At 72.6% G+C, this 23,622-nt stretch carries 24 protein-coding genes and 1 pseudogene; 18 read left to right on the top strand and 7 right to left on the bottom strand.

The genetic code is table 11. The annotated features are described in order from the left end of the window. Positions 1–2 precede the first annotated feature (2 nt). Positions 3–791: a DNA-formamidopyrimidine glycosylase family protein gene (locus tag KAG51_RS09710; protein ID WP_290583090.1), complete on the bottom strand. Its 789-nt coding sequence runs from the start codon at positions 789–791 to the stop codon at positions 3–5. Further along, positions 778–5,376 carry an ATP-dependent helicase gene (locus KAG51_RS09715; RefSeq protein WP_290583092.1) on the bottom strand — a complete coding sequence of 1,533 codons (4,599 nt, stop codon included), beginning with the start codon at positions 5,374–5,376 and terminating at the stop codon, positions 778–780. Before KAG51_RS09715 ends, KAG51_RS09710 begins: the two co-directional genes overlap by 14 nt. Positions 5,377–5,604: 228 nt before the next feature. Between KAG51_RS09715 and KAG51_RS09720 the strand changes: the two genes are divergently transcribed. Further along, on the top strand, positions 5,605–6,651 hold the full coding sequence (locus KAG51_RS09720; RefSeq protein WP_290583094.1) for a DUF3048 domain-containing protein: 1,047 nt from the start codon (positions 5,605–5,607) through the stop codon (positions 6,649–6,651). A 21-nt stretch (positions 6,652–6,672) separates the two neighbouring features. Here KAG51_RS09720 and KAG51_RS09725 read toward each other — a convergent pair whose 3' ends face one another. Then, complete coding sequence (locus KAG51_RS09725) at positions 6,673–7,326, bottom strand: TetR/AcrR family transcriptional regulator (protein ID WP_290583096.1); 654 nt, start codon at positions 7,324–7,326, stop codon at positions 6,673–6,675. A 130-nt stretch (positions 7,327–7,456) separates the two neighbouring features. Here KAG51_RS09725 and KAG51_RS09730 point away from each other — a divergent pair, with 130 nt between their 5' ends. After that, positions 7,457–7,969, top strand: coding sequence for a hypothetical protein (locus KAG51_RS09730; protein ID WP_290583098.1), 513 nt, complete (start codon positions 7,457–7,459; stop codon positions 7,967–7,969). Positions 7,970–7,999: 30 nt separating this feature from the next. On the opposite strand, the gene KAG51_RS09735 is transcribed toward KAG51_RS09730, so the two are convergent. Further along, entirely contained in the window at positions 8,000–8,773 is a 774-nt protein-coding gene (locus tag KAG51_RS09735) for a MerR family transcriptional regulator (protein WP_290583100.1), read from the bottom strand. A 17-nt stretch (positions 8,774–8,790) separates the two neighbouring features. Between KAG51_RS09735 and KAG51_RS09740 the strand changes: the two genes are divergently transcribed. Genes KAG51_RS09740 through KAG51_RS09750 form a run of 3 tightly spaced genes read left to right on the top strand, consistent with a single transcriptional unit; the run spans position 8,791 to position 11,373 of the window. Further along, positions 8,791–9,351 (top strand): YqgE/AlgH family protein, encoded by a 561-nt coding sequence (locus tag KAG51_RS09740; RefSeq protein ID WP_290583102.1) that lies wholly within the window; start codon positions 8,791–8,793, stop codon positions 9,349–9,351. Positions 9,352–9,404: 53 nt separating this feature from the next. After that, complete coding sequence (locus tag KAG51_RS09745; protein ID WP_290583104.1) at positions 9,405–9,689, top strand: DUF3039 domain-containing protein; 285 nt, start codon at positions 9,405–9,407, stop codon at positions 9,687–9,689. Next, a complete protein-coding gene (locus KAG51_RS09750; RefSeq protein WP_290583106.1) occupies positions 9,682–11,373 on the top strand; it encodes a DEAD/DEAH box helicase in 1,692 nt (563 codons plus the stop codon). The genes KAG51_RS09745 and KAG51_RS09750 overlap by 8 nt, the downstream gene beginning before the upstream one ends. 22 nt (positions 11,374–11,395) lie before the next feature. On the opposite strand, the gene KAG51_RS09755 is transcribed toward KAG51_RS09750, so the two are convergent. After that, positions 11,396–12,001, bottom strand: a complete 606-nt coding sequence (locus tag KAG51_RS09755) for a TetR/AcrR family transcriptional regulator (protein ID WP_290583108.1) — start codon at positions 11,999–12,001, stop codon at positions 11,396–11,398. Between the two features lie 132 nt (positions 12,002–12,133). On the opposite strand from KAG51_RS09755, the gene KAG51_RS09760 reads away from it, so the two are divergent. From KAG51_RS09760 to KAG51_RS09770, 3 genes are all read left to right on the top strand, one after another. Then, the gene (locus tag KAG51_RS09760) at positions 12,134–12,685 is read left to right on the top strand and encodes an NADPH-dependent FMN reductase (RefSeq protein WP_290583110.1); all 552 of its coding nucleotides are present in this window, start codon (positions 12,134–12,136) and stop codon (positions 12,683–12,685) included. Positions 12,686–12,739: 54 nt separating this feature from the next. After that, the gene (locus KAG51_RS09765; RefSeq protein ID WP_290583112.1) at positions 12,740–13,777 is read left to right on the top strand and encodes an LLM class flavin-dependent oxidoreductase; all 1,038 of its coding nucleotides are present in this window, start codon (positions 12,740–12,742) and stop codon (positions 13,775–13,777) included. Positions 13,778–13,871: 94 nt separating this feature from the next. After that, complete coding sequence (locus KAG51_RS09770) at positions 13,872–14,777, top strand: oxygenase MpaB family protein (RefSeq protein ID WP_290583114.1); 906 nt, start codon at positions 13,872–13,874, stop codon at positions 14,775–14,777. Here the strand turns inward: KAG51_RS09770 and KAG51_RS09775 are convergent. Both KAG51_RS09775 and KAG51_RS09780 read right to left on the bottom strand, forming a co-directional pair. Next, positions 14,761–15,321 carry an isochorismatase family protein gene (locus KAG51_RS09775; RefSeq protein ID WP_290583116.1) on the bottom strand — a complete coding sequence of 187 codons (561 nt, stop codon included), beginning with the start codon at positions 15,319–15,321 and terminating at the stop codon, positions 14,761–14,763. The genes KAG51_RS09770 and KAG51_RS09775 overlap by 17 nt on opposite strands. A 32-nt stretch (positions 15,322–15,353) precedes the next feature. Then, positions 15,354–16,637 carry a nicotinate phosphoribosyltransferase gene (locus KAG51_RS09780; protein WP_290583118.1) on the bottom strand — a complete coding sequence of 428 codons (1,284 nt, stop codon included), beginning with the start codon at positions 16,635–16,637 and terminating at the stop codon, positions 15,354–15,356. Positions 16,638–16,813: 176 nt separating this feature from the next. Here KAG51_RS09780 and clpS point away from each other — a divergent pair, with 176 nt between their 5' ends. The 10 genes and pseudogenes from clpS (at position 16,814) to rdgB (ending at position 23,596) form a co-directional block, all read left to right on the top strand. After that, a complete protein-coding gene (gene clpS / locus KAG51_RS09785) occupies positions 16,814–17,131 on the top strand; it encodes an ATP-dependent Clp protease adapter ClpS (protein WP_290583119.1) in 318 nt (105 codons plus the stop codon). Beyond that, entirely contained in the window at positions 17,128–17,715 is a 588-nt protein-coding gene (locus tag KAG51_RS09790) for a DUF2017 domain-containing protein (RefSeq protein WP_290583120.1), read from the top strand. Before clpS ends, KAG51_RS09790 begins: the two co-directional genes overlap by 4 nt. Positions 17,716–17,789: 74 nt before the next feature. Further along, positions 17,790–18,263, top strand: coding sequence for a M67 family metallopeptidase (locus KAG51_RS09795; protein WP_290583122.1), 474 nt, complete (start codon positions 17,790–17,792; stop codon positions 18,261–18,263). Beyond that, positions 18,263–18,544: pseudogene (locus KAG51_RS09800) on the top strand (MoaD/ThiS family protein); the annotation flags it as partial. The gene KAG51_RS09795 and the pseudogene KAG51_RS09800, both read left to right, overlap by 1 nt. 74 nt (positions 18,545–18,618) lie before the next feature. Continuing rightward, positions 18,619–19,569, top strand: coding sequence for a cysteine synthase (locus KAG51_RS09805; RefSeq protein ID WP_290583124.1), 951 nt, complete (start codon positions 18,619–18,621; stop codon positions 19,567–19,569). A gap of 76 nt (positions 19,570–19,645) precedes the next feature. Continuing rightward, positions 19,646–20,623, top strand: coding sequence for a ribose-phosphate pyrophosphokinase (locus tag KAG51_RS09810; RefSeq protein WP_290583126.1), 978 nt, complete (start codon positions 19,646–19,648; stop codon positions 20,621–20,623). Between the two features lie 17 nt (positions 20,624–20,640). Next, complete coding sequence (murI, locus tag KAG51_RS09815; protein ID WP_290583128.1) at positions 20,641–21,474, top strand: glutamate racemase; 834 nt, start codon at positions 20,641–20,643, stop codon at positions 21,472–21,474. Further along, the gene (locus tag KAG51_RS09820; RefSeq protein WP_290583130.1) at positions 21,471–22,229 is read left to right on the top strand and encodes an MBL fold metallo-hydrolase; all 759 of its coding nucleotides are present in this window, start codon (positions 21,471–21,473) and stop codon (positions 22,227–22,229) included. The genes murI and KAG51_RS09820 overlap by 4 nt, the downstream gene beginning before the upstream one ends. 19 nt (positions 22,230–22,248) lie before the next feature. After that, a complete protein-coding gene (gene rph, locus KAG51_RS09825) occupies positions 22,249–22,971 on the top strand; it encodes a ribonuclease PH (RefSeq protein WP_290583132.1) in 723 nt (240 codons plus the stop codon). 10 nt (positions 22,972–22,981) lie between these two features. Further along, complete coding sequence (gene rdgB, locus KAG51_RS09830; RefSeq protein ID WP_290583134.1) at positions 22,982–23,596, top strand: RdgB/HAM1 family non-canonical purine NTP pyrophosphatase; 615 nt, start codon at positions 22,982–22,984, stop codon at positions 23,594–23,596. Positions 23,597–23,622: the final 26 nt, after the last annotated feature.

The raw sequence follows: 23,622 nt of genomic DNA on the forward strand, positions 1-23,622 counted from the left end.
GCTCAGCCGCGCACCGGCTGGCAGTGCGGGCACCAGAACGCGTTGCGTTCCTGCGTGGGCACGTCACCGAGATCGGCGGTCGCGATGCGGGTGCCGCACCGCCGGCAGGGCTTGCGCTCGCGGTGGAACACCCACCGCTCCTGGCCGGGGCGCGTGGTGCCGGTGAAGGTGCGCTGCCAGCGCGTGGAGTTGACGCGGATCATCTGCTGACCCCGTGAGACGAGCCGACGCAGGTCGGGCACCTCACCGACCGCGGTGGTGGGGTGGACCCCGAGCACGAAGAGCATCTCGTTGACGTACTCGGTGCCGAAGCCGGCGAGGTTGCGCTGGTCGAGCAGGGCCGTGAAGACCTGGCGGGTCGGTGCCGCCGCGAGCCGGGCCAGCGCCTCGTCGAGGTCCCAGTCGGCGCCCAGCAGATCGGGCCCGAGGTGGCCGACGACCGTGTGCTCGGCGTCGCGCGGCACGAGGTCGACCATGCCGAGCCAGAATCCGACGGCCTGGCGATCGGCAGTCTCGAGCACGAGACGGGCCGAGTGCGCCGGCCGCTCCCACCTCGTGCCCAGTGGGTGCACGTGCCACACGCCTTCCATCTTGAGGTGGGTGTGGATGGTCCACGGACCGACACGGGTGAGCAGGTGCTTGCCGCGACTGACCGTCTCGTCGACCACGAGGCCCGTGAGGTCGGCGGTGGCGTGCCGGGGAACCCGGAAGTCGGAGAGCGTCAGGACCTCTCCCGACAGGCCCCGGTGCAGCTTCGCCGCGGTGCGGAAGACGGTGTCACCTTCGGGCATCGAGCTGGAGTCCCTTCGGGTGCGCGCGGAAGCCAGCAGCGGCCATGGCCTCACCGAGGGCCGTGCCGCCCACGCTGCGGTCGTCGACTGTCTCAACGCGGAGCCGACCGACTCGGCCAGTGCGTCCGAGGTCGGCCAGGGCGGCTGCGGCCGCCGTGAGGCGGGCCGGATCGTCGGTGAAGGTGAGGATGCGCCGCGCGCCCCGTTCGACGTAGGCGACCAGGACGCCGTCGTGCAGCAGCACGAGTGAGCCGGCTCGACGCGACGGGCGGTGGGTGCTGTCGGCCGCGGCGAGCGTCGCGGGCCACTCCAGGGCGGCGCCGAAGGGCTGCGCGGGGTCGGTGGAGGCCAGGGCGTAGGCCGGACCGCTGGCCTCGTCGTCGGACTCGCGCACGTGGGAGCGGAGCACGTCGATCGTGGACGTGGCCGCGAACTGGGTGGCGCCGAGGCCCTCGACGAACATGCCGCGCAGGACGGCGCCGCGGTCCTCGGCCTCGCGCAGCACGCGGTACACCTCGGCGAACCCGCCGGGCACCTGTTCGGCCATGACCGCACCGCGGGTCAGGACGCCGTGGCGCGCGACGAGGACCTCGGCGCGGGTGACGGCGCGGCGCGTGGGGTCGACCGGGTCGTCCGGCAGGGCGAACCACCGACCGGCGAGCGCTGGCGGGGCGGCCGGTCGCAGGGCCCGGGTGTTGAGGCGGCGGGGTCGGCTCGTGGGCCTGGCGCTCCGGGCGGCGCGGACACCCACACGCGACCGGACCGGCGCGAACGAGTCGTTCGAGACCAGGCCCGCCCACGCGAGCTCCCAGATGACGTCGGCCGCGCGGGAGTCGGGGTCGTCCAGGCCCGGGACGAGCTCGGTGAACCGGAACGCCCCGCCGGCTCGGAGCTGGGCGAGCAGCTCGTGGTGCAGGTCGGTGAGCTCGATCTCGATCGGGTCCTGCAGGCCGGCGAGGTCGGCCGGGAGCAGCCGGAGCCAACCGTCGGACCTGCCCAAGGTGCCGGCACCGATCCAGACGACCTCGCCCTCGGCCAGGAGGGTGTCGAGCATCGCGGGGGAGTAGTCGCCGACGCGGGCAGGCAGCACGACCGACTCCCAGGCGCTGGCCGGGAGCGCGACTCCCGCGAGCTGGTCGATCGTGTCGAGCAGGCCGGTCTCGCCGCGGCGGCGTCGGTCGAGTGCGTGCCACCCCGGCAGGAAGCGCACGAGCGTGCCGGCGTCGACCGGCTCGACCTGACGGCGGGCGGCGGCCAGGCTGCGCCGGCGCAGGCGGCGCAGGACTTCCGCGTCGACCCACTCGGTGCGGTCGTGGGTGGCGGTGCTGGAGTCGGCGTCGGTGCGGAACTCGCCCTCGACGAGTCGCCCGTCGGCGGTGAGTCGGCGCAGGACGTCGCGCACGGGTCCGACCCCGAGTCCCCAGCGGCTTGCGAGCCCGGAGGCGGAGAAGGGTCCGTGCGTGCGGGCGTGCCGCGAGACGAGGTCGCCGAGCGCGTCGGCGGGCGACTCCAGGTGCGCTGCGGGGACGCCGAGCGGGAGCGACACCCCGAGCGCGTCTCGCAGGCGGCCGGCGTCCTCGACGACGGCCCACATGGGCCGGCCCCCGACGTTGACCTCGATCAGGCGGCGGGCCTCCTGCAGGTCGGCGAGCCAGGCGGCCGACGCGTCGGGTTCGGTTGACCGCTGCTGCACCTCGGAGGTGGGGATCGGCCCGAGGCGTCGTACCAGGTCGGCCACCTGCTCGGCGTCGCGGGCCCGGAAGTCGGCAGCGGTGCGCTGCAGCTCGGCCTCGACGTCGCGCACGACGTCGGGGTCGAGGAGGTCGCGCAGCTCGGCGCGGCCGAGCAGCTCGGCGAGCAGCCCGGAGTCGAGGGAGAGTGCGGCGGCCCGGCGCTCGGCCAGAGGAGCGTCGCCCTCGTACAGGAAGGCCGCGACGTAGCCGAACACGAGGTTCTGGGCGAAGGGCGAGGCCTGGTCGGTCGTGACCTCGACGACGGCGACGGTGCGGTCGTCGATGCCGCGCATGAGCCGGCTCAGGGCGGGCAGGTCGTAGACGTCCTGCAGGCACTCGCGGGCCGTCTCGAGCAGGATCGGGAACTCCGGGTGGCGGCGGGCGACCTCGAGCAGCTGTGAGCCACGCTGACGCTGCTGCCACAGCGGTGCGCGTGAGCCAGGGTTGCGGCGCGGCAGCAGCAGGGCGCGGGCCGCGCACTCGCGGAAGCGCGCGGCGAACAGGGCCGAGCCGCCGACCTCGGTCGTGACGATGCGCTCGAGCTCGTCGGGGTCGAAGGCGAACAGCTCCGCGAGCGCCGGGGCGGCGTCGCCGTCGAAGTCGGGCAGTCGCGCCACGATGCCGTCGTCGGAGGCGACCACGGCGCCGTCGAGGTCGTACCGATCGCGGATGCGGGCCGCCACCGCCAGGGCCCACGGGGCATGGACGCGACGCCCGTACGGCGAGTGGAGCACGACGCGCCAGTCGCCCAGCTCGTCGCGGAACGACTCGACGACGAGGGTGCGGTCAGTGGGCACGACGCCCGTGGCAGCCCGCTGCTCCGCCAGATAGGCATCGAGATTGCGGGTCGCGCGGTCGTCGAGCAGCGAGGGGGTGTCGTCATCCGCCCGGGGCCCGGAACCCCCGCCGGTGTCTTCGTCCGCCCGGGGCCCGGAACCCCCGCCGGGCGTGCGCTCGCGCACGGCGGCGCCGATCGCCTGGCCCAGCTCGGCGGAACGACCGGCGGCGTCGCCCTTCCAGAACGGCAGGCGGGCGGGCAGGCCCGGCGCCGGGACCACGATGACGCGGTCGTGCGTGATCTCCTGCACGCGCCAGCTCGTGGCGCCGAGCGAGATGACGTCGTGCAGACGCGTCTCGTAGACCATCTCCTCGTCGAGCTCCCCGACGCGCCGCGGAGCCGGGCGGCTGGAGGTGGACTCCTCGTCGACCGGGAGGACCACCGAGAACATGCCGCGATCGGGGATCGTGCCGCCGTTGGTGACGGCGAGCCGCTGGGCGCCGGGGCGGCCCGTCAGCGTGCCCGCGTCGCGGTCCCACACGACTCGCGGGCGCAGCTCGGCGAAGTCCTCCGACGGGTAGCGGCCGGAGACGAGGTCGAGCACGGCCTCGTAGACGCGCCGCGGCAGCGTGGCGAAGGGGGCCGAGCGGCGGACCGTGGAGAACCACGCCTCGACGTCGACCGGGTCGAGGGCGCACGCCGCGACGGTCTGCTGGGCGAGCACGTCGAGCGGGTTGGTGGGGACCCGGAGCGTCTCGATCGCGCCCGCCATCATGCGCTCGGCCGTGACGGCGGCTCCGAGCAGGTCGGTGCGCGAGGTCGGGAACAGGACGCCGTGCGACAGGGCCCCGACCTGGTGGCCCGCGCGACCCACCCGCTGCAGCCCCGACGCGACGGTGGGCGGGGAGCCGACCTGCACCACGAGGTCGACCGCGCCCATGTCGATGCCGAGCTCGAGGCTGGACGTGGCCACGACGCACGGGAGCCGCCCGGTCTTGAGGTCGTCCTCGATCAGCGCGCGCTGCTCCTTGCTGACCGACCCGTGGTGGGCCCGGGCCACGAGGTGCTCCGGCCCGTCCGGGTCGGCGACGCCCCGGGACTGGTTGCTGCCGCCGGAGACCTGGGCGGGCGCGCGGGTGTCGGCCGCCGGGTCACGCGCCTGGCCCTGACGTTCGGCCCAGGCCTCGTTGAGTCGCGAGGTGAGTCGTTCGGCGAGGCCGCGCGAGTTGACGAACACGAGCGTGGAGCGGTGGGCCAGCACGAGATCGAGCACCTGCCGCTCGACGTGGGGCCAGATCGTGCCCGCGGGGCTGTCGTCGTCGATCGCCGGGATGTCGGTGAGGTCGTCGACGGGCACCCGCACGTCGAGCGCGAGGTGGCGCGGCGAGGTGGGGGCGACCGTCTCGACGGGTCGGCCACCGCCCAGGAAGCGGGCGACCTCCTCGGCGGGGCGCACCGTGGCGCTCAGGCCGACCCGCCGGGCCGGGCGCTCGAGCAGGGCGTCGAGGCGCTCGAGGCTGAGCGCGAGGTGGGCGCCGCGCTTGGTGCCGGCGACGGCGTGCACCTCGTCGACGATGACGGTGTGGACGTCGCGCAACGACTCGCGGGCCGCGGAGGTGAGCACGAGGAACAGCGACTCGGGGGTCGTGATGAGCACGTCGGGCGGGTGGGTGGCGAGGCGGCGGCGCTCCTGCTGGGGGGTGTCGCCGGACCGGATGCCGACGCTGACGTCGACGACCGAGGTGCCCTCGCGGGCCGCGGTGCGCGAGATGCCGACCAGGGGGGAGCGGAGGTTGCGCTCGACGTCGACGGCCAGGGCCTTGAGCGGCGAGACGTACAGGACCGAGGTGCCGGGCGGGCTGGCGTCGGGCGCGCGCGGCTCGCGGTGGAGCAGGCCGTCGATCGCACTGAGGAACGCCGCGAGGGTCTTGCCCGACCCGGTGGGAGCGACCACGAGCAGATGGCGGTCGTCCGGTGCGGACCAGGCTGCCGCCTGGGCGGCCGTGGGCTCGCCCAGGCTCTCGCGGAACCACGCGCGAGTGGCCGGCGCGAAGCGGGCGAGCGGGTCGGACACCCCGACATCGTCGCAGTGCCCACCGACACCGCACGTCGGACGCCTTCCCACCTGACCGGGGGTGGGGCGGTGAGTCCTCCACGGAAAGAAGGCCACCATGGGGGTGGGCGGTGAGTTCTCCACCGCATGAGCGCTCATACGGTGGAAGATCCACCGCCTCGCCTCGCCTCGCCTCGCCTCGCCTCGCCTCGCCCCGCCTCGCCCCGCCCGGGCCGGGAGGCTTCCCGCGTGTCCGAGCGGGATCGGTGGGAGTGGTCGGGCATGCTGGCGGGCATGAAGTTTCGCCTGATCGCCGTCGTGACCTCTCTCGTCCTCGTGACCGCTGCGTGCGGCGGGGATGACGGGGACTCCGGCGAGAAGGAGTCCACCAAGGGCGAGAGCCAGACGGTCGTGCAGGTCTCGCCGCTCACGGGCCAGGAGTTCGGCGGGGAGTCGCCGGCCAACCCGGTCTTCGTGGTCAAGGTCGAGAACAGCAAGTCAGGGGCGCCGCAGTACGGCGTGAACCAGGCCGACATGGTCGTCGAGGAGATGGTCGAGGGCGGCATCACGCGACTCGCGGCGTTCTACTACACGACACTGCCGGACAAGATCGGTCACGTGCGCTCGCTGCGCGGCACCGATGCCGGCATCGCTGCGCCCGTGGGTGCCCATGTCGTGGCCTCCGGTGGCGCCGGGCCCGCGTACGACGCGGTCGGTGCCGCTGGCCTGACGACCTACACCGAGGACAACAACGCGCCCGGCTTCAGCACGGACTCGGCCAAGAAGCGCCCCTACAACCGCCTCGTCGATCTCGCGTCGCTCGCTGCGCAGGCGGCGCCGAGTGAGATCCCGGGCCCGTACTTCTCGTTCACGCCGGTCGGTGAGGAGCAGCCCGCCGCCGCGGGTGCACGCCCGGTCACCTCCGGCAGCGTCGTCTTCTCGCGCAGCCACACGACGACCTTCGCCTTCGCCGACGGGGGCTGGACACGCACCAACGGGTTCGCCGCGCCCGGCGAGGAGTTCGTGGCCAACAACCTCGTCGTCGTGTTCGCCGCCGAGCGCGACGCCGGCTACCGCGACCCGGCCGGCAACGCCGTGCCCGAGACGATCTTCCAGGGCAGCGGCACGGGCATCGTCGTGATCGGGGGCCAGGCGATCGACGTGACGTGGTCGAAGGACGCGCTCGCGAGCACGCTGTCGTTCACCGACTCGGCCGGCAACCCGGTCACGATCCCGCCCGGCAAGACCTGGGTCGAGCTGGTCTCCCAGGACCGGGGCTCGGCGACCTTCCAGTAGCCGCCTGCCCCACGCCGAGGGTCAGTCGCCGACGAGCTGGCCGAGCGTGCGCAGGCCGGTGAGGATGACGTCGATCGACTCCGCGACCCGGGCACTGGCGAGGTCGGGATCGCTGGACTCGGCCACGAACTCGGCCGAGGAGCGGATCGCCCCGTAGAACACCGCGGCCAGCGCCTCACGGTCGACCGCGACCTCACCGATGTCGTCGACGAGCCGGTCGACGGCGTCGTTGACGAAGCCCAAGGACGCTGCGCGCTCGGACTCGGCGAACGCCTCCTGACCGAGGGCGACGGGCGCCTCCTGCATGCAGATACGGCGGTACTCGGTCTCGCGGCTCACGTCGAGGTAGGCCCGAAGCCCGGCACGAGCCTGCTCCCACGGATCGCTCTCGGCGTCGAAGGCGGCCCGGATGCTGCGGATCGCCGCCTCCTGGAGCTCGGTGAAGACCGCGTCGAAGAGCGCGAGCTTGCTCGGGAAGTGGTGATAGAACGCGCCCTTGGTGACGCGGGAGGCCGCGACGACCTCGTCGAGGGAGGTGCCTGCGTAGCCGTGATCGGCGAACAGGCGGGTCGCGCTCTGGACGAGCGCCCGCTTGGTGCCCGAGGAGTAGCCCCGCCCCGACGAGGTGCCGGTGGCCTTGCGGGCGGCCCGCAGGACCTTGGCCGGATGAGTCATGCCTCACATCCTAGGGGGGCGCCCCTCGGGTGGGGGGAATCACAGGGTCCTGATGGCGTCTGACCTGCGGAAATACGCCATACTCGAAGTACGTACCCTCAGTACGTCCCCCGACGAAAGGATCGCGACCATGACCTGGGATGCCTACCGCCGTCGCAAGACCATCGTGACCGACGTGCTGGCGATCGCCGACGCGGACGCGACCATGACGCTCGACGCCGCCCTCGACGCCGTGCCCGGCGCCCGTGACGTCTACCCCGACCCGCACCTGCTCCTGCTCGACGTCCAGCTTCGCTGGTCCTCGGCCCTCAGCACCCGGCTCGACCAGCTGGTCGGTGACGGCGACGACACCCCGGAGATGGGGGTCGTGAACGCGTGGGTCGACACCGCGGCCCTCCTTCCGGGTGCGCGCCGCCTGCTCGACCTCCACCGCGGCGCCCCGGTGCTGCGCAAGGCCGTGACCAAGGAGAACGAGCTCCTCGCCCGCGCCGCGGGCGTGCCGGCGATGTCGCCGACGCTCGCGGGCCGCGGTCGCGAGATCGCCGACTCGGCGCGCGACGTCGCAGTGCTCCCGGAGATCGCACCCGCCGCAGCCGCGCAGCCGAGCCTGCTGACGCGGCTGCGCAACGCGCTGGCCGCCTGAGCTTCGGCGCGCCGGCTCAGGCGCGCCGGCTCAGGCGGTGTCGGTGGCGGCGCGGAGCATCTCGAGCTTGACCGAGAGCTCCTCGTCGATCGCGTCGCCGAGCTGTTCGCGCAGGATCGCGACAGTGACCTGGCTCGCGGTCGGGAGCAGCGTCTCGGTCAGCGCCAGGATGTGGTCCCAGTCGGCCTCGGGGAGCCCCGCCTCGAGGAACGGATCGATGATCTCGGCCGACACCGACGTCACGAAGGCGTCGGCGATCGCGCGCAGGTGCGTGCGCATGAGCGGGTAGAGGTTGATGACGGTGCTGGGGTCGAGCCCGAGGTTGACGACGGTGGCGCCGATGCGCACGATCTGGGGCTGCAGCAGCTCGACGTTGTCGTCGTCGAGCCAGCGCACGAGTCCGAGCGTCGCGAGGTCGTCGATGAGCTGGGCGTCGCGGTCGACGCCGGCGAGTGCGGCGAGCCCGGCGCGCGACATGATCTCCGGCTCGACGTCGTGCGGCTCGTCGAGGATGCGCAGCAGGTCGAGGGCGTGGCCGGCGACGGCGGGTCGGGCGTCGCGGATGCTCGACTCGATGGCCTGCAGCGTGAACCCGCGGTCGAGCAGCTCCCGCACGAGCTGCAGCCGCTGCACGTGCTCGCGCCCGTAGTAGCCCGTGCGTCCCTCGAGACGGGGTGGCGGCAGGATGCCGCGCCCGGCGTAGGCCCGGACGTTGCGCACCGTCATGCCGACGTGTGCCGCGAGGCCGTCGATCAGGAACTCGTCGTCGCCGTCGGCGCCGGTTCCGGACGCGGGGTCAGCCATGCGGGCATCATAGAGGCATGGGTGCATGGCGGGGTCGCCTTCTCGTCGCCACTCCGGCCATCGCGGACGGAGTGTTCGCGCGCAGCGTCGTGTTCCTGCTCGACCACGACGACGACGGCGCGCTCGGGGTCATCGTCAACCGGCCGCTCGAGTCCGAGCTGCACCAGGTGCTGCCGGCGTGGACGTCGTCGGCGACCTCGCCGACCCTGCTGTTCCAGGGCGGTCCGGTCGCGACCGACGGCGCCCTCGCGGTCGGGGTGCTGGCCGACCCGGTCTCGGCCGACGGCCCGCCATCGGGCTGGCGTCCCATGGCCGGACGGGTCGGGCTGGTCGATCTCGACGGCCCCCCGCCGGCGCCGCGTCAGCTCGTCGGGCTCCGCGTGTTCGCCGGCTACGCAGGGTGGTCCGCCGGCCAGCTGGAGGGCGAGGTCGACGAGGGGTCCTGGCTCGTCGTCGAGGCCGATCCGGCCGACCTGATCAGTCGCGACCCGGAGTCGCTGTGGCGCGACGTCGTGCGCCGCCAGTCCGGCGACCTGCGGTACTGGACGACCCTCCCGGTCGATCCCGGCGACAACTGACGACGCGCCCCGTCCTGGGTCCGCACGTCACCGCGGCCGCGTACGATGTCGGCGTGGGATTCTTCGGCCGCGGAACGCAGACCGTCCTCGACGAGCGCACTGACCTGCGCACCGAGGACGGTGACCACGAGCGCTTCAGTCACTACGTCCCCAAGGACGTCCTGACCGAGGCCATGGTGATGGGCACCCCGGTCGTGGCCCTGTGCGGCAAGGTCTGGGTGCCGAGCCGTGACCCGCAGCGCTTTCCGGTGTGTCCCGAGTGCAAGGACATCTGGGACTCGATGCAGGGCGACGACGACGAGGGGTCCGGTTCCGGCTCCTCCGGCTCGGGTGAGTAGCACCCGGCTACGGGCCTGGCAGCGCGCCGCCTTCGAGGAGTACACCCGGCGTCAGCCGCGTGACTTCATGGCGGTCGCCACGCCGGGTGCCGGCAAGACGACGTTCGCCCTGACGCTGGCGGCCGACCTGCTCTCGCGCGGGGTGGTCGACCGGGTCGTCGTGGTCGCGCCCACTGAGCACCTCAAGGTGCAGTGGGCCCAGGCGGCGGCCGGTGTCGGCATCGCGCTCGACCCCACGATGGCCGCCGGCGGCGTGCTCGGTTCGGACTTCACGGGCTTCGCCGTGACCTACGCCGGCATCGCCACCAACCCCACGGCGTACCGCGTGCGCATCGAGCACCGCCGCACGTTCGTGATCCTCGACGAGGTGCACCACGCGGGCGATGCGTTCACCTGGGGCGACGCCGTGCGCGAGGCCTGCGAGCCGGCGGCGCGGCGCCTGTGCCTGACCGGCACCCCGTTCCGATCCGACGACAGCTTCATCCCGTTCGTGCAGTACGCCCCGGCCGACGACGGCACCCTCACGAGCGTCGCCGACCACAGCTACGGCTACGGCGACGCGCTGCGCGACGGCGTGGTGCGACCCGTGCTCTTCATGGCGTACTCGGGCGACCTGCACTGGCGCACGCGGGCGGGCGACGAGATCCAGGCCCGCCTCGGCGAGCCGTTGGGGCGCGACGGCAGCGCGCAGGCGCTGCGCACCGCGCTCGACCCGAAGGGCTCGTGGATCCCGGCCGTGCTCACGGCGGCCCACCGGCGGCTGACCGAGGTGCGCCGCGACGTGCCCGACGCCGGCGGCCTCGTGATCGCCTCCGACCAGACCTCGGCGCGCGCCTATGCCGCGATCCTGGCCGAGATCACCGGGGTCGACCCCGTCGTGGTGCTGAGCGACGAGGCGGGCTCGAGCCAGCGCATCGCCGAGTTCTCCGCCGGCATGGAGCCGTGGATGGTCGCGGTGCGCATGGTCAGCGAGGGGGTCGACATCCCGCGTCTCTCGGTCGGGGTCTACGCCACCACGACCTCGACGCCGTTGTTCTTCGCGCAGGCGGTCGGCCGTTTCGTGCGGGCTCGCCGGCGGGGCGAGACCGCCACGATCTTCCTGCCCAGCGTCGCGGGGCTCCTCGGTCACGCCAGCGACCTGGAGAAGATGCGCGATCACGTGATCGGCCGGCCGATCAAGGACGAGGACGACCTCTTCGCGGCCGAGGCCGAGCTGCTCGCCCAGGCGCAGGAGGCCGAGGCGGGCTCGGCCGAGCTGCAGAACCAGTACCAGGCGCTCGGCAGCCAGGCGTCGTTCGACAAGGTGCTCTACGACGGCGGCGAGTTCGGCTACGACGGCCTGGTCGAGGACGGCGAGGAGCTCGACCTGCTCGGCATCCCGGGCCTGCTGGAGCCCGACCAGGTCGCCGAGCTGCTGCGGCAGTCGCGGCGCAGCAAGGCCGCACGGCCCAAGGTCGACCAGGTGTCCGAGGAGGCCGTCCTGCACGAGCGCCGCAGCGAGCTGCGCCGCGAGCTCAACGGCCTGGTCGGTGCGTGGCACCACCGCACGGGCCAGCCCCACGGGGTCACCCACACGCGTCTGCGCGACTCCACGGGCGGTCCGCCCGCCGCGTCGGCCTCGGTCGAGATCCTCCAGCAGCGCATCGACCTCGTCCGTCGGTGGGCCATGAAGGCCAGCAGCTGACGCGCCGGGTGCGCGGCACCGGCTAGCGGCCGCCGACGATGCGGCGGGCGAGGTCGAGCCAGCCGCGCAGGATGCGCTCGGTGTCGATCCCCGTGGTGCGGAGCTCGTCGAGGAGCTCGATCTCCAGGGGCGCCAGCAGGGCCGTCGCGAGCAGTCGGACATCGCCCGTGACGCCGAGCTCGAGCAGCAGGTGGTGCACGTGCTGCAGCACGAAGGAGGCGGCTGGGCCGGAGCGGCTCCCGCCGGCGCCGGCGGCGCGCAGGAGGTCGCCGTGCGTGATCGTGGTCTCGAGCCGGGAGCGACCGAACGCCTCGAGCCGCTCCCACGCCGGAGCGCCCGGTCCGAGCGGCGGTGGGCCCGAGATGACCTGCGACTGCCAGTGCGCCTCGCTCTGGTCGAGCACCGCGACCATCAGGCCGGCTCGACTGCCGAACCGGCGGAACACCGTGCCCTTGCCGACGCCGGCTCGCGCCGCGACGTCGTCCATCGTGACGTTCTCGGCCCCGTGCTCGGCGACGAGCTCTCGCGCCGCGCCCAGCAGTGCCGCCCGGTTACGGGCGGCGTCGCTGCGCTCGGCCACTGGTTCTCCGGCGAGCGGGAGCGGCAGCAGGCCGGAGGTGTCGCTCATGGGGCCTCACTGTAGGTCGCGCGTCGGTCGGTGCGGGGAGGATCGCGGCGAACACAGCAAACGGACCGTGGTCCGTTAGGTGTACAGTATGAAACGGACTGTAGTCCGATTACCTCGACCCCAGGAGCGCTCATGTCTGCCACCACCCACATCGCCGTGCTCGTCGGAAGCCTTCGCGCCGAGTCGGTCAACCGCCAGGTCGCCGAGTACCTGCGCGACCACGCACCCGAGGGCGTGACCCTCGGCGTCGTCGAGGGCCTGGACGGGCTGCCGTTCTACAACGAGGACCTCGACGCCGGCTCTGCTCCGGAGGCCGCCGAGCAGGTGCGCGGTGACGTGGCGCGGGCCGACGGACTGCTGATCGTCACGCCCGAGTACAACGGCACGATGCCGGCCGTGCTCAACAATGCGATCGACTGGCTCTCGCGTCCGTACGGCCAGGGAGCCATCACGGGCAAGCCGGTCGCCGCGATCGGTGTGACCCCCACCCCGTACGGGGGCGTGTGGTCGCACGAGCACGCCCTCCGGTCGGCCACGATCGCTGGGGGAGTCGCACTGGAGGACGTCACGGTCTCGCAGACCTCGATCGACGTCGACGTGCTGGGGACCGAGGAGGTCATCGCCAGGCTTCAGGGCGCGGTCGACGCGATCGTCGCGTTCCAGCCCGCCCCCGTGGCCGGCTGACCGGCCGGGAAGGTCTGGCCCTCCTCGGGTGTTGGGACGAGGGTGAGGCTCTCCGTGCTCGATCTCGTCCCCGTCCGCACCGACCAGGCCACGGGCGATGCCGTCCGCGCCAGCGTCGATCTCGCCCGCACCGCCGACCGGCTCGGGTTCGAGCGGTACTGGGTGGCCGAGCACCACAACATGCCGTCGGTCGCCGCCACGAGCCCGCCGGTGCTGATCGCGATGCTCGCCGCCGCCACCGAGCGCATCCGGCTCGGGTCGGGGGGCGTCATGCTCCCCAACCACGCGCCGCTCGCCGTGGCGGAGCAGTTCGCCCTGCTCGAGGCCGCGTACCCCGGACGCATCGACCTGGGCATCGGACGCGCCCCCGGCTCCGACCCGGTCACCTCGGTCGCGCTGCGGGGTGCGGCAGGGCGCGGCGACGACGACGTCCGCCTGTTCCCGCAGTACCTCGACGACGTCGTGGCGCTGATGGGCACCCAGGGGGTCAAGGTCCCGGTCCCGCAGTCCCTGAGCCGGGGCCCGTACGTCCTCAAGGCCACGCCGGCTGCTGCGAGCGTGCCGCGGCTCTGGCTGCTCGGATCGTCGATGTACTCGGCGCAGCTGGCGGCCGAGAAGGGCCTGCCGTACGTGTTTGCGCATCATTTCTCGGGGCACGGCACCCGCGAGGCGCTCGCGTTCTACCGTGAGAACTTCCAGGCGAGCGACCTGCTCGACCGGCCCTCGACGTTCCTGACGGCCAACGTCGCCGTCGCGCCGACCGCCGAGGAGGCCCGCGACCTCGCTCGCCCCAACGCGGTCAACATGGCGCGCCTGCGCGGTGGCCTGCCGATGCACCCCCTCGCTCTCGCCGAGGATCCCGTCGACGACCTGCCGCCCCAGCTGGAGGCCATCGTGGCCTCGTCGCTGAGGCAGGGTGGGGTGGGCGACCCCGGGTCGGTCGCGGCGCACCTGACCGAGCTGGCCACCGAGCTCGACGTCGACGAGGTCATGCTGCACCCGATCGCCTCCGAGCACGTCGGGGTCGGCGCGGGGGAGGCCCCGGCGCGCGTGCGCTCGCTCGAGCTGCTTGCGGAGGCGCTCGCGTCCTGATCGCGTCGGGGCCCTGACGGCCGCGTCGCGAGGGTGGAAAGTCGCCCCGCCGTGCCCTAGCGTGACAGTCCCGCTGTCACGATGAGGAGTGCCGATGCGACTGCCCCTGCGCCGCGACCACTGGGAGCGAGAGATCGATCGTCTCGACCCGGTGCACGACCGTCTGCGCATCACCCAGCTGCTCGCGCTGCACGAGTTCCCCTGGGACCTGCAGCAGGCGTTGAGCTTCGCGCTGTTCCGCACCTACGCCGTGCCGAGCATCGGGCGGCTGCTGTTCGACACGGGCGAGTTCACGACCGACACGCAGCGCCGCCACGACGACACCGTGCTGATCCTCGAGGGCATCATCGAGCACGGTCCGGACTCCGCCGCGGGCCGGCAGTCCGTGCGCCGCATGAATCAGATGCACGGCAGCTACGACATCAGCAACGACGACATGCGGTACGTGCTCGCGACCTTCGTCGTGATGCCGGTGCGGTGGGTCGAGGACTACGGGTACCGGCGCCTGCGAAGCCACGAGATCAGGGCCTCGGTGGAGTACTACCGGCGCGTCGGCGCGCTGATGGGCATCACGGACCTGCCCGACGACTATGCCGGATTCAGCCGCCTGCTCGACGCCTACGAGGCCGAGCACTTCAGGCCCGACCGCAAGACCCGGGCGGTCGCCGACGCGACGCTCGAGCTCCTGACGTCCTTCTACCCGAAGCCGCTCGCCCCGGCGGTCGACGCCTTCGCCCGGAGCCTGATGGACGACCATCTCCTCGCCGCGTTCGGGTACCGCAGGCCCCCGGCGCCGGTGCGCTGGGCCTCGCGCGCCGCCCTGCGCCTGCGGGGCCGGGTGATCGCCCGGCTGCCGGCCCGGCGCGAGCCGACGTTCGCACGCGACTTGGCGCGGGTCAAGAGCTACCCGAACGGCCACATCGTGGCCCGGCTCGGCACGTTCCCCGCGACGATGCCGACCGAGGACGAGCTCGCGGAGCGGGTCAGCGCGACGGGCTGACCGTGACTCCGGCGGCCGTGAGCTCCTGGCGCACACGATCGAGGTTCTCCGGGTCCACGGCGGCCGTCAGGCCTTCGACGACCCGGACGTCGAAGCCCTCCCGGGCGGCGTCCAGTGCCGTCGCCCGCACGCAGTGGTCGGTCGCGATGCCGACGACATCGACCGCCGTGACGCCGGCGTCGCGCAGCCAGCGCGCCAGGGTCGCCCTGTCGGCGTCGTGTCCCTCGAAGCCGGAGTAGGCGGCCTCGTACTCGCCCTTGAGGAACACCGCCGCGAAGTGGTCGGCGCGCAGCGGCTCGTGCAGCTCGGCCCCCGGTGTGCCGACGACGCAGTGCGGGGGCCAGGAGTCCACGTAGTCGGGCGTCTGCGAGAAGTGGCTGCCCGGATCGATGTGGTGGTCGCGGGTCGCCACGACCGTCGCGTAGGCGCCGGACTCGATGAGCGCCGCGACGTCGGCGGCGACCTGAGCACCACCGGCCACGGCCAGCGAGCCGCCCTCGCAGAAGTCGTTCTGGACGTCGACCACGATCAGCGCTGTCGTCATCGCTCCACCCTAGGACGACCCCGGGATGCGGGTCAGGTCAGGACCGTGTCGATCACGGGGCCGCCGGGGGAGAGCTGAGTCGCGGCGGCGGGCAGCTCGGCCATGGCCCGCCGATGGTGGGCTGCGGACTCCTGCAGTGTCGGACGGTGCACGCGCTCGCCCTCGCTGGCGAGCTCGACGAGCAGCGACCGGTCGTCGCCGTCGTGCGCCGGTGGCTCGCCGACGCCCACGAGCTCGGCCTCGGCGACCCCGTCGGTGAGGCGGCGCACCGCGTACTTGCGACCGCCGACGGAGGTCTTCTGCGTGCTGGCCTTCGCCACCGACACCATCGTGCCGTCGTCGTCGGCCCGGGAGACGAGCTTGTAGACGAAGCCCGATGTCGGCACTCCAGATCCCGTGACGAGGGACGTGCCGACCCCGTACCCGTCGACGGGCGCGGCGGCCAGCGCGGCGATCGCGTGCTCGTCGAGATCGCTCGTGACGATGATGCGGGTGTCGGTGGCGCCGAGGTCGTCGAGCTGCTGGCGGACCTGGTGCGCGAGCGCGACGAGGTCGCCGGAGTCGATCCGCACGGCGCCGAGCTCCGGGCCGGCGACGTCGACCGCGGTGCGGATCGCCTCGGCGACGTCGTAGGTGTCGACCAGGAGGGTCGTGCCGGTGCCGAGGGAGTCGACCTGCGCCGTGAAGGCGTCGCGCTCGGTGTCGTGCAGCAGGGTGAACGCGTGCGCGCTGGTGCCCGTCGTGGGCACGCCGTGCCGGCGGCCGGCCTCGAGGTTGGACGTCGCGCTGAACCCGACGAGATGGGCGGCGCGGGCCGCGGCCACCGCCGCCTCCTCGTGCGTGCGACGCGATCCCATCTCGATGCACGGGCGCCCGGCGGCCGCCGCGATCATGCGGGCGCCGGCGGAGGCGATCGCGGAGTCGTGGTTGAGGATCGACAGCAGCAGAGTCTCCAGCAGCACGCCCTCGGCGAACGTCGACTCGACCACGACCACGGGGGAGTGCGGGAGATAGACCTCGCCCTCGGCGTAGCCCCAGATCGAGCCGGAGAAGCGGTAGTCGGCCAGCCAGTCGAGCGTCGGGGCGTCAACGACCTCGGCCTCACGGAGCCAGGTGAGCTCGGCCTCGCCGAACCGGAACTGCTCGAGCGCGTCGAGCGCCCGGCCGAGCCCGGCGACCACGCCGTAGCGTCGTCCGCCCGTCAGGCGCCGCGAGAACAGCTCGAACACGCTCCGGCGGTGGGCCGTGCCGTCGGCCAGGGCGGCCTGCAGCATCGTCAGCTCGTAGCGGTCGGTCATCAGCGCCGTGGACGTCACCTCGTCAGCGTAGGCGGAGCCACGGAGCGCGCCAGGGCGACGGAGTCTGAGGGGTTGAGGGTGTCCCGGCACCCTCAACCCCTCGGACTCCATCGCCGGAGCGACCACAACCCCTCAGACTGCGTCCCCCGCTCGGGGTCCCGACAGGTTTCGTCCCGCGCCGGGACTGGGTCACAATGGGGGACGTGCCCAAGACCGCTCCCGTCGAGCATGCCGACACCGAGGTCGACAGCGATGTCGCTCTCGACCTCGTGGTCGACCGCCCGTGGGTCACGATCGTCTGGAACGACCCGGTCAACCTCATGAGCTACGTGGCCTACGTGTTCCGCACGTACTTCGGCTACACCGAGGAGAAGGCCGACACCTTGATGATGGCGGTCCACCAGGAGGGGCGGGCCGTCGTCTCCAGCGGCGGGCGCGAGGAGATGGAGCGACACGTGCAGGCGATGCACGACTACGGACTCTGGGCCACGGTGCAGAAGGACGAGGCGTGAAGCCGTTCAGTCGCCGACGTCGCGGCGGTGTCACCGCCACGTTCGACGCCGGCGAGGCGGCGCTGCTGGCCAATCTCGCGCGCCAGGTCATCGAGCTGCTGCGCGACCGGCACGGCGAGTCGGTCGCCGACTCCGACCCCCTCGCGGCGCAGCTGGGCCTGGACGGCCCCTCCCTCCCGCCGGAGGACCCGGTGCTGCGCCGTCTGCTGCCGGACGCGTACTCCGGTGAGGAGTCCGGTGAGTCGGGCGAGTTCCGCCGCTACACCGAGCAGTCCCTCACGGCCGCGAAGGTCAGCCACGCCGAGGCGGTGCTGTCGTCCCTGGTCGTCGGCGGGTACGACCCCGACGCGGGAGAGATCCGCGGCCAGGAGCCCGTCGAGGTCGAGCTCGGCCCCGAGGCCGTGCAGGCGTGGCTGAAGTCGCTGACCGACATCCGGCTCGCGATCGCCGTGCGCCTCGGCATCGAGACCGAGGAGGACGCGGCCCGGGTCGCGGTCTCCGACGACGACGCCGTCGCGGCCATGGGCGACGTCTACGACTGGCTCGGTTACGTGCAGGAGTCGCTCGTCAGCGTGCTCGGCTGACCGACTGCGCCCGCAGCGACCGCTCCGCGGACGCCCGACGGGACCACCCGGCCGGCGTCGATAGGATCAGAGTCGTGCTCACGATCTCTGGTGCGATCCGCGACGCGATCGTCGCCCACGCCCGACGCGACCACCCCGACGAGGCCTGCGGCGTCGTGGCCGGGGCCTTCGGGTCGGACCGCCCGACCCGCCACGTGCCGATGGTCAACGCCGCGATGTCGCCCACGTTCTACGAGTTCGACTCCGGCGACCTCCTGCGCCTGTATCGCGAGATGGACGATCGCGACGAGGAGCCCGTCGTGATCTACCACTCGCACACCGCCACCGAGGCCTACCCGTCCCGCACCGACGTCAACCTGGCCTCCGAGCCCAACGCCCACTACGTGCTCGTGAGCACGCGCGACGGCGCCCACGAGTCCGGCCCGGTCGACTTCCGGTCCTACCGGATCGTCGACGGCGAGGTCACCGAGGAAGAAGTCTCGATCGTCGAGCGTTACCCAGATGTCACGCCCGACGACGTCCCCGATCCGAAGAGAGAGTCCGCCTGATGGCCATCGAGGTCCGCATCCCCACGATCCTGCGCACGTACACCGGTGGTGAGCGCGCCGTGGAGTCCTCCGGCTCCTCGGTCGCCGAGCTCATCGACGCGCTCGAGTCGTCGCACCCGGGCATCAAGGAGCGACTCGTCGAGGACGGCGCCGACGGGCCGGCCGTGCGCCGCTTCGTCAACATCTACGTCGACGACGAGGACATCCGGTTCACCGGTTCCCTCGCGACCGAGCTGAGCGACAGCTCGACCGTCGTGATCCTCCCGGCGGTCGCCGGTGGCAGTGCCGATCTCGCCGCCCAGGGCCCGGCACGCAGTGCTGATCTTGCCGCCCAGGGCCCGGCACCCCTGCCCGCGTGACGCGTTTCGCGAACCTGATCGAGTCGGTCGGCGGCACACCCCTGGTGGGCTTGCCGACCCTGTCGCCGACCCCGGACGTGCGGCTGTGGGCCAAGCTCGAGGACCAGAACCCCACGGGGTCGATCAAGGACCGCGCGGCGCTGGCCATGATCGAGGCCGCCGAGGCCGACGGTCGGCTGACGCCGGGCTGCACGATCCTCGAGCCCACGAGCGGCAACACCGGCATCTCGATGGCGATGGTCGCGAAGCTGCGGGGCTACCGGATGGTCTGCGTCATGCCCGAGAACACCTCCGAGGAGCGCCGCCAGCTGCTGCGCATGTGGGGGGCCGAGATCATCCCGTCGCCCGCCGCAGGAGGCTCCAACGAGGCCGTCCGCGTCGCCAAGGGCATCGCGGCCGAGAACCCGGACTGGGTCATGCTCTACCAGTACGGCAACCCCGCCAACGCCGAGGCGCACTACCGCGGCACGGGCCCGGAGATCCTGGCCGACCTGCCGGAGGTCACGCACTTCGTGGGTGGCCTCGGCACCACGGGAACCCTGATGGGCGTCGGCCGGTTCTTCCGCGAGCGCCGGCCCGAGGTGCGCATCGTGGCCGCTGAGCCCCGCTACGGCGAGCTGGTCTACGGGCTGCGCAACCTCGACGAGGGCTTCGTGCCGGAGCTGTACGACGAGAGCCTGATCGACGCCCGTTTCAGCGTGGGGCCGCGTGACGCCGTGCGGCGCGTGCGCGAGCTGATCGACTCCGAGGGCATCTTCGCCGGCATCTCGACCGGCGCCATCCTGCACGCGGCGCAGGCCCAGGCGGCCAAGAGCGTCAAGGCCGGCGAGCGCGCCGACATCGTCTTCGTCGTGTGCGACGGCGGCTGGAAGTACCTCTCGACCGGCGCCTACGAGGGCACGCTCGACGAGGCCGAGGACGCCCTCGACGGCCAGCTCTGGGCCTGACCCGCCCGGAGCTGACGGCCGGCTGAGTCCCGGTCGAGAGTAGGCGCGAGCGCCGACCTCCCCTAGGCTTCCGAGCGTGAGCCAGATCGTCGTGTTCTCCGGCAGTGCCCATCGTGAGCTCGCTGAGAGCATCTGCAGCCACCTCGGGGTGTCGCTCTCCCCGTCGGAGACGGCACGGTTCAGCAATGACTGCCTGCAGGTGCAGCTGCTGGCGAACTGCCGTCAGCGCGACGTCTACATCGTGCAGCCGCTCGTGCCGCCGACGCAGGACCACCTGATGGAGCTGCTCCTCATGGTCGATGCCGCGCGGGGCGCCTCGGCGGCCTCGGTCACGGTCGTCATCCCGCACTACGCGTACGCCCGGTCCGACAAGAAGGACGCCTCGCGGATCTCGATCGGCGGCAAGCTCGTCGCCGACATGCTCGCCACGGCCGGGGTCGACCGGGTCGTCACGATGACGTTGCACGCCCCTCAGGTGCACGGCTTCTTCGCGATGCCGCTCGACCACCTCACCGCGATCGGCGAGCTGGCCGCGTACTACCGCGAGCGCGATCTCGCCGACACCGTGATCGTCTCGCCCGACTTCGGCAACGCCAAGACCGCCTCGCAGTTCGCCCGCCTGCTGGGCCTGCCGGTCGCCGCCGGCAGCAAGCAGCGCAAGGCCGACGACAAGGTCGTGATCGACGCGATCGTCGGTGACGTCCGCGACAAGAAGGTCATCGTCCTCGACGACGAGATCGCCACGGGCGGCTCGATCGTCGAGCTCGTCACGATGCTCGAGCAGGAGGGGGTCACGGACGTCTCGGTGGCGTGCACCCACGGGCTCTTCACCGGCAACGCCGTCGAGCGCCTGCGCGACCACCCCACGATCGGCGAGGTCGTCACGACCGACACGGTCCCGCCGCCGGCCGACTGGCCGGCGCTGCGGATCCGGTCGGTCGCGCCGCTGTTCGCCGAGGCGATCGCCCGCATCCATGCCGGTGAGTCGGTCTCGAGCCTGTTCGACGGCGTCGACCCGACCCACGCCCCGCCCCAGCCGAAGCTCCCGCTCTGACCGGTTAGGGTCGGGCTGTGGCGGACGCACCGATCGGCATCTTCGACTCCGGCTTCGGGGGCCTGACGGTGGTGCGTGCGGTGCTCGACCAGCTGCCGCACGAGCCGGTGCTCTACGTCGCCGACACCGCTCGCCAGCCCTACGGGCCGCGTCCGATCGGGCAGGTGCGCGAGTTCGCGCTGGAGTGCCTGGACCGTCTCGTCGAGCAGGGCGTCAAGCTGCTCGTCATCGCATGCAACTCCGCCAGCGCGGCGGTCCTGCGCGATGCCCGCGAGCGGTACGACGTGCCGGTCGTGGAGGTCATCGTCCCGGCCACCCGGCGTGCCGTCAACGCCACCCGGAGCGGCGTGGTCGGGGTGATCTGCACCACCGCCACCGCGACGTCGCGCGCCTACGACGACGCCTTCGCGGCCAATCCCGGCATCGACCTCCACGTGCGCGCGTGCCCGCGGTTCGTGGAGTTCGTGGAGGCGGGCGTGACCGGCGGCGACGAGCTGCTGCAGGTCGCCGAGGAGTACCTCGCGCCACTGCGTGAGGCAGGAGTCGACACGCTCGTGCTGGGTTGCACCCACTACCCGCTCCTGACCGGCGTACTGTCCTACGTCATGGGCGACGCCGTCACGCTGGTCTCCAGCGCCGAGGAGACCGCGAAGGACGTCTATCGCCTGCTGGCCCGAAACGGCCTGACGCGTGATCCCGGTCTCCCGGAGCCGCGCCACCACTTCCTGACGACGGGTGATCCCGAGGAGTTCGCGGAACACGGACGACGCTTCCTCGGCCCGGAGGTCGGTCGAGTCCGGGGGTTCGCCCCGATGACAGGCACAGCGGCACCCACGGAGGTCGGTACATGAGGCTCACGATCGTCGGCTGTGCGGGCTCCTACCCCGGACCGGACTCGGCGGCTAGCAGCTATCTGGTCGAGACCGAGCACGAGGGGCGCACGTGGCGCCTCCTGCTCGACATGGGCAACGGCTCCCTGGGGCAGCTGCAGCGCTACATGGACCCGCGAGACATCGACGCCGTCGCGCTGAGCCACCTGCACCCTGATCACTGCATCGACCTGGTCAGCCTCGTCGTCCTGGCGAAGTACCACCCGGCCGGCCCGTACGAGAGCATCAAGGTCATCGCGCCGCGCGGGGCGGAGGAGTACCTCGCGCACGCCGGCGGTCCGGGCGGAGAACCGCCGCTCGACGCACTGAACTTTGCGGTCTGGGAGGACGAGCCCGTCCAGCAGGTCGGGCCCTTCTCCGTGCGCGTCGCCCGCGTCAAGCACCCCGTGCCGGCGTACGCGATGCGGATCGAGGCCGGCGGATCGGTCCTGGTCTACTCCGGCGACACCGGGCCCACGGCCGACCTCGACGAGCTCGCGACCGGTGCCGATCTGTTCCTGTGCGAGGCGTCGTTCGTCGAGTCGGCCGCCAATCCTCCCGACCTGCACCTCACCGGCGCCGAGGCCGGCCGCTGTGCCGCCGAGGCCGGCGTCGGCCGGCTGCTCATCACGCACATCCCGGCCTGGACCGACGCCGACGAGGTCGAGGCCGACCTCAAGGCCGCGTACGACGGACCGTACTCCGTGGTCCGCCCCGGTGACACGTTCGACTTCTGAGGGTCCCTAGGCTCGTCCCATGACGACTCGAGAGGACGGCCGTGCCGTCGACCAGCTGCGCGACATCACGATCCAGCGGAACTGGCTCGACCACGCCCAGGGATCGTGCCTGATCGAGTTCGGCAAGACCCGCGTGCTCTGCGCCGCCTCGGCCGTCGAGGGCGTGCCGCGCTGGCTGAAGGGCCAGGGCAAGGGCTGGGTCACGGCTGAGTACGCGATGCTGCCGGCCGCGACCCACGAGCGCTCCTCGCGCGAGTCGGTCAAGGGTCGCGTGGGTGGCCGCACGCACGAGATCTCGCGCCTCGTCGGCCGCTCGCTGCGCGCCGCGATCGACACGACGGCGCTGGGCGAGAACACCATCACGATCGACTGTGACGTCCTGCAGGCCGACGGCGGCACCCGCACCGCCGCGATCACGGGCGCCTACATCGCCCTCGCCGACGCCGTGCGTCACCTCGACGGCCTGGGTGCGCTCAAGGGTGACCCGCTGCGCGAGTCCGTCGCCGCGATCAGCGTCGGCATCATCGACGGCGTCCCGATGCTCGACCTGCCCTACGTCGAGGACGTGCGCGCCGAGACCGACATGAACGTCGTCATGACCGGCTCGGGCGCCTTCGTCGAGGTGCAGGGCACCGCGGAGGGCGCACCCTTCGTCAAGGCCGAGCTCGACGCGCTCCTGGAGCTCGCCACGGGCGGCTGCGCCGAGCTCACCCGCCTGCAGCAGGAGGCGCTGGCGCGATGAGTGGGGCGCGATGAGCGGGGCCCAGGTCGTCCTGGCCTCCAACAACGCCAAGAAGCTCGCCGAGCTGCAGCGCATCCTCGCCCCGCTCGTGCCCGGGCTCACGGTGCTCGGGCTGGGCGACGTCGCGTCGTACGACGAGCCGCCCGAGACCGATCCGACGTTCGCCGGCAATGCGCTGATCAAGGCGCGCGCGTGCGTCGAGGTCACGGGCCTGCCGGCCCTGGCGGACGACTCCGGACTCTGCATCGACGCTCTCAACGGGATGCCCGGTGTGCTCTCAGCGCGCTGGTCCGGCGTCACGGGCGCGGGCAAGGACCAGGCCAACAACGACCTGGTGCTCAGCCAGCTCTGCGACGTTCCCGACCTCCGGCGCACGGCGCGATTCGTGTGCGCCGTGGCGCTGTGCCTCCCGAACGGCACCGAGGTCGTCGAGCACGGCGAGATGCCTGGTCGCGTCCTGCACGCGCCGTTCGGTGGGGGCGGCTTCGGCTACGACCCGCTGTTCGCGGCCACGGGGTACGACGTCTCCACGGCCGAGCTCGAGCCGGCCGAGAAGGACCGCATCAGCCACCGGGGTCACGCGCTGGCCGCGATCGCCCCGCGGGTCGCAGCACTGCTCGGCTAGCTGTGATGCCCAGGGACGTTGGTCAA

The organism is Aeromicrobium sp., from assembly GCF_023146395.1.
Taxonomy (GTDB): domain Bacteria; phylum Actinomycetota; class Actinomycetes; order Propionibacteriales; family Nocardioidaceae; genus Aeromicrobium.